The organism is Tahibacter caeni (genome assembly GCF_024609805.1).
Lineage (GTDB): Bacteria > Pseudomonadota > Gammaproteobacteria > Xanthomonadales > Rhodanobacteraceae > Tahibacter > Tahibacter caeni.
This window is the reverse complement of sequence record NZ_JANFVR010000306.1, coordinates 1-5,693: the sequence shown is the minus strand read 5'-3', so window position 1 is coordinate 5,693 and position 5,693 is coordinate 1. Positions and strand designations below refer to the sequence as shown.

General features: G+C 68.3%; 5 protein-coding genes. 4 read left to right on the top strand and 1 reads right to left on the bottom strand.

Annotated features, from left to right (window positions below):
- The coding region (locus NON22_RS19385; protein ID WP_257388617.1) for an ATP-binding cassette domain-containing protein at window positions 1-1,650 on the bottom strand (1,650 nt) is incomplete at its 3' end.
- A gap of 204 nt (window positions 1,651-1,854) precedes the next feature.
- Between NON22_RS19385 and bamJ the strand changes: the two genes are divergently transcribed.
- The 4 genes from bamJ to NON22_RS19365 all read left to right on the top strand — a co-directional run bounded on the left by bamJ (window position 1,855) and on the right by NON22_RS19365 (window position 5,513).
- A complete protein-coding gene (gene bamJ, locus NON22_RS19380) occupies window positions 1,855-2,607 on the top strand; it encodes a BamJ family beta-barrel-assembly machinery protein (protein ID WP_257388616.1) in 753 nt (250 codons plus the stop codon).
- 185 nt (window positions 2,608-2,792) lie between these two features.
- Window positions 2,793-4,133: a UDP-glucose dehydrogenase family protein gene (locus NON22_RS19375; protein WP_257388615.1), complete on the top strand. Its 1,341-nt coding sequence runs from the start codon at window positions 2,793-2,795 to the stop codon at window positions 4,131-4,133.
- Window positions 4,134-4,165: 32 nt separating this feature from the next.
- Window positions 4,166-5,290 (top strand): GDP-mannose 4,6-dehydratase, encoded by a 1,125-nt coding sequence (gene gmd, locus NON22_RS19370; RefSeq protein WP_257388614.1) that lies wholly within the window; start codon window positions 4,166-4,168, stop codon window positions 5,288-5,290.
- A gap of 1 nt (window position 5,291) precedes the next feature.
- Entirely contained in the window at window positions 5,292-5,513 is a 222-nt protein-coding gene (locus tag NON22_RS19365; RefSeq protein WP_257388613.1) for a SlyX family protein, read from the top strand.
- Window positions 5,514-5,693 lie beyond the last annotated feature (180 nt).

Here is a 5,693-nt window from a genome sequence, read left to right as displayed (position 1 = left end):
CTGGTCGGCGCGTTCGCGGCGGTCCGGCTTGCGCGCGTTGCCGGCGGCGGCCGGCGCGGCGGTGGCCGTCGCCGTCTCGGCGTTCTGGCGCAGCACGATGCGGGCGTAGTCCTCGAGATCGCCTTCGTACGGCTGCACGCGGCCGCCGCCGACGAACAGCAGGGTCTCGCAGCAGGTGCGGATCAGCGCGCGGTCGTGCGCGACGAGCACGACGGCGCCATCGAAGCCGTTCAGGGCTTCGGTCAGGGCCTCGCGCATGTCGAGGTCGAGATGGTTGGTCGGCTCGTCGAGCAGCAGCAGATTCGGGCGCTGCCAGACCACGAGAGCCAGACACAGGCGTGCCTTCTCGCCGCCGGAGAACGGCGCGACGGGTTCCAGAGCGCGATCGCCGACGAAGCCGAAGCCGCCGAGGAAGTCGCGCGCGGCCTGCTCGCCGAGCTTGTCGTCGAGGCGCTTGAGATGCTCGACCGCGCTGGCCTGCGGATCGAGGGTTTCGAGCTGGTGCTGGGCGAAGTAGCCGATGCGCAGGCCCTTGGCCTCGAAGCGCTCGCCGCTGCGGTTGGCGATCGTGCCCGACAGCAGCTTGATCAGGGTCGACTTGCCTGCGCCGTTGGCGCCGAGCAGCGCGATACGGTCGCCGGGTACGAGGCTGAATTTCACGTTGGCCAGCACGACGCGGTCGCCGTAGCCGGCCGAGGCTTCGTCGAGCCGCGCGAGCGGATAGGGCAGCGCCTCGGGTTCGCGGAATTCGAAACGGATGCTGGAAGCGGCGCGGATCGGCGCGATCTCGACCATGCGCTCGAGGGCCTTGACGCGGCTCTGCGCCTGGCGCGCCTTGCTGGCCTTGGCCTTGAAGCGGTCGACGAAGCTCTGCAGGTGCGCGCGTTCCCGCTGCTGGCGCTCGTACTGCAGTTGCTGCTGCACGAGGCGTTCGGCGCGCTTGCGCTCGAAGCCCGACAGGTTGCCGGCGAACAGCTCGACCTTCTCGTCGGCGATCTCGAGCACGTGGCTGATCACGTTGTCGAGGAATTCGCGGTCGTGGGAGATCAGCAGCAGGGTGCCCTCGTAGCGGCGCAGCCAGTCCTCGAGCCAGAACACCGCGTCGAGATCGAGGTGGTTGGTCGGCTCGTCGAGCAGCAGCAGGTCCGAGCGGCACATCAGCGCCTGGGCCAGATTCAGCCGCATGCGCCAGCCGCCGGAGAACTCCGCGACGCTGCGCTGTTCCTCGCCGGGCTTGAAGCCGAGGCCGTGCATCAGCGCCGCGGCGCGCGCGCGCGCCGCATAGCCGCCGATGGCCTGCAGGCGTTCGTGCAGGCGGGCCTGGGTCAACGCGTCGTGTTCGGCTTCGGCCCGGGTCAGCGCGCGTTCGATCTCGCGGTATTCGCGGTCGCCGTCGAGTACGTAGTCGATGCCGCTCGTGGCCAGCGCCGGCGTTTCCTGGCGCACGTGGGCCAGCACCCAGTCGCGCGGTCGCGTGAAGTCGCCGGAATCCGGCTGGAGCTCGCCGGCGACCAGCGCGAACAGACTGGATTTGCCGGCGCCGTTGCGTCCGGTTACGCCGACGCGCCACCCGGCATGGAGCTGAACGCTGGCATCGGAAAAAAGCAGCTTGCTGCCGCGCCGCAGCGCGACCGAATCGAATCTGAGCATCCGGCTAGTCTAGCAGCCGGGCCCGGCCGGCGTTTCCGGGCCGCCCGGGGGCTGCCGCGAAGGCCGCCGGGAACTTCGCCGGGCCCGGGCGGTCGCAGCCCGCCGGACGTTTGCCTTCAACCCGCGCCGTCTCCACAATACGCCGCCCCGTAGCGCCTAAGCGGCCATCGGGCCGCTAACCATCATTTTCAGGAGCATCGCTAGATGAGTAAGTTTCTGCAGAAGAGCCTGACTGCTGCCGCGGTCGTCGCGGCGCTCGGCACCGCCGGCGGCGCGTTCGCCCAGGAACTCAAGACCGAGAAGGACAAGGTCAGCTACATGGTCGGCATGGACGTGGGCAAGGGCCTGTCCTCGATCAAGGACGAGATCGACATGGCCGTCGTGATCCAGGCCCTGCAGGCCTCTGTCAAGGGCGACAAGACCGCGCTGACGCAGGAAGAAGCGCTGAAGATCCGACAGGACTTCATGACCAAGCTGCAGGCCAAGCGCGCGGCGGAAGAGAAGGCCAAGGCCGAGACCAACAAGAAGGCGGGCGACGAATTCCTGGCCAAGAACAAGGCCAAGAAGGGCGTGACCACGACGGCGTCGGGCCTGCAGTACGAAGTCGTCAAGGCCGGCACGGGTCCGAAGCCCAAGGACACCGACACCGTCCAGGTGCACTACACGGGCACCCTGCTCGACGGCACCAAGTTCGACAGCTCGGTCGATCGCGGCGAGCCGGCGACGTTCCCGCTCAAGGGCGTGATCCCGGGCTGGACCGAAGGCCTGCAGCTGATGCCGGTCGGCTCCAAGTACAAGTTCTACATCCCGTCGAATCTCGCCTACGGCGAGAACGGCCCGGGTCCGATCGGCCCGAACGCCGTGCTGACGTTCGAAGTCGAGCTGCTCAAGATCGTGCCGCCGGCCCCGGCCGAACCGGCTGCCCAGCCGGCTGCCAAGGCGGGCGACAAGAAGTAATCGCGCGTTTCCTGCGCAAGGCGTGACCGGGGCGCGGCGAGCGGATCGCCGCGCCCCTTTTCGTTGCGGCAGCGGCGCGCCGCTGCCGGTGTGCCTCCACCGATGATGCGAAGAACTCCCGCGGTTCGATGGCTATCCGTGGGGCAGGGCACTAAAATTCCGCGTTTCCCGAGGATCTGCTGCGCATGAACGTCACCGTTTTCGGCACGGGCTACGTAGGCCTGGTCACGGGTACCTGCCTCGCGGAAATGGGCAACACCGTCGTCTGCGTCGATGTCGACGCCGGTAAGGTCGCGCGGCTCAAGCAGGGCCAGATTCCGATCTACGAACCCGGCCTCGAAGAACTGGTGCTGGCCAACCACGCCGCGGGCCGTCTCGCGTTCACGACCGAAGCCGCGCCGGCCATCGCCCATGGCGAGGTCATCTTCATCGCGGTCGGCACGCCGCCCGGCGAGGACGGCAGCGCGGACCTGAGCCACGTGCTCGCGGTCGCGCGTACGATAGGCCGTCATCTCGGCGCCGGCAGCGTCATCGTCAACAAGTCCACCGTGCCGGTCGGCACCGCCGACCGCGTGCGCGACACTATCGCCGACGTGCTGGCCGAGCGCGGCGTGTCCATCGATTTCGACGTCGTCTCCAATCCTGAATTCCTCAAGGAGGGCGATGCGGTCAACGACTGCATGCGCCCCGACCGCATCGTCATCGGCAGCGACAGCCAGCGCGCGATCGCGCTGCTGCGCCGCCTGTACGCGCCGTTCAACCGCAACCACGACCGCATCGTGCTGATGGACGTGCGTTCGGCCGAGCTGACCAAGTACGCGGCCAACGCGATGCTCGCGACCAAGATCAGCTTCATGAACGAGATGGCCAACATCGCCGAGCGCGTCGGCGCGGACATCGAGCTCGTGCGCCACGGCATAGGCTCGGATCCGCGCATCGGCTATCACTTCATCTATCCGGGCGCCGGCTACGGCGGCTCGTGCTTTCCGAAGGACGTGCAGGCGCTGGACCGCATCGCCCGCGCGCACGGCTACGAGCCGCGTCTGCTGCAGTCGGTGGAGCAGGTCAACGACGCGCAGAAGAACCGCCTGTTCGAGCTCGTCGACGGCCATTTCGGCGGCGACCTGCGCGGCCGCACGTTCGCGCTCTGGGGGCTCGCGTTCAAACCGAACACCGACGACATGCGCGAAGCGCCGAGCCGGCGCCTGCTGGAACAGCTCTGGCGCGCCGGTGCCACGGTGCGCGCCTACGATCCCGAGGCGCGCGACGAGGCACGGCACATTTTCGGCGAGCGCGACGACCTGATCCTCTGCGAACAGGCGCTGCAGGCGCTGGACGGCGCCGACGCGCTGATCGTCGTGACCGAATGGAAGGCATTCCGCAGTCCGGATTTCCGCCAGCTCGCCGCGCGCCTGAAGCACAAGGCCGTGTTCGACGGGCGCAACATCTACGATCCGGCCGCCGTCGAGGCCGCCGGTCTCGCCTATTACGGCATAGGCCGCGGCCGCAGCGTCGCGCAGCACTGAGGTATCGCCGTGTCGGCCAGGGAGGGGCAGAAGTGACCAAACGGGCGTTGATCACGGGAATCACCGGTCAGGACGGCGCGTATCTGGCCGAACTGCTGCTCGGCAAGGGCTATGAGGTGCACGGCATCAAGCGGCGCACGTCGTCGTTCAATTCCGAGCGCATCGATCATCTGTACCACGAGTTCGACGAAGCCGTACCGAAGGTGCATCTGCACTACGGCGATCTGACCGATTCGCTGAGCCTGCTGCGCGTGGTGCAGCAGGTGCAGCCCGACGAGATCTACAACCTCGGCGCGCAAAGCCACGTGGCCGTGTCGTTCGAGGAACCGGAGTTCACGGCCAACGCCGACGCGCTCGGCACGTTGCGCCTGCTCGAAGCCGTGCGGATACTCGGGCTGACGCAGCGCACCCGCTTCTACCAGGCCTCGACCTCGGAATTGTTCGGCCAGGTGCAGGCCTCGCCGCAGAACGAGAGCACGCCGTTCCATCCGCGTTCTCCCTACGGCGTGGCCAAGCTCTACGCGCACTGGATCACGCAGAACTACCGCGAGGCCTACGGCCTCTACGCCTGCAGCGGCATCCTGTTCAATCACGAATCGCCGCTGCGCGGAGAAACCTTCGTCACGCGCAAGATCACGCGCGGCCTCGCGCGCTGCGTCTACGGCCTGCAGCAGTGCGTCTATCTCGGCAATCTCGACGCACGCCGCGACTGGGGCCACGCGCGCGACTACGTCGAGGCGCAGTGGTTGATGCTGCAGCAGGCCGAGCCGTGCGACTACGTCATCGCGACGGGCAGCCAGCACACGGTGCGCGAGTTCGTCGAGCTCGCCGCGCAGGCGCTGCAGCTGGAGCTGGAATTCAGCGGCAGCGGCCTGGAGCAGACCGCGCGCGTGCGGCGCTGCGGCCTGCCCGGCAGCCGCCTGCAGGGCGGCGAGGTGGTCGTGCGCATCCATCCGCGCTATTTCCGGCCGGCCGAAGTCGACACCCTCGTCGGCGACGCGTCGCGCGCCGCGCGCGAGCTCGGCTGGCAGCCGCGCATGACCTTCGCCGCGCTCGTCGCCGAAATGGCCGAAGCCGACCGCCGGCTGGCCGAACGCGAGACGCAAGGACTGATAGGATCGCGCCATGGCCGCCACCTGATCGAGAAGCTGGGCTGACATGCCGATAGCCGCCACCCTGGAAGAACGCCTGACCGAACTGGAAGTGCGCTTCGCCTTCCTCGAGGAGACCGTCGCCGTGCTCAACGCCACGGTCGCGGCCCACGATCGCGTGCTCGGGGATATGCGCGAGGAATTCCGCCGCCTGCGCAGCGAGCTCGGCGTCGTTCGCTCCAGCCTGAGCCACGATCCTGCGACTGAGCCGCCGCCGCCGCATTACTGACCGATCCGTTCCGCCGTTAGCCTTTGCCGTCGAATACCTGCCATGGCCGATTCCCTGCGTGACCAGCTACTGAAAAGTGGACTCGTACAGAAACTGAAATCCGAGGCCAAGCCCGAACCGCCGCGCGCGCCCGCGGGCAGGCCGGGCGGCCGCCCCGGCGACGTCCGCGGCCCGCGTCCG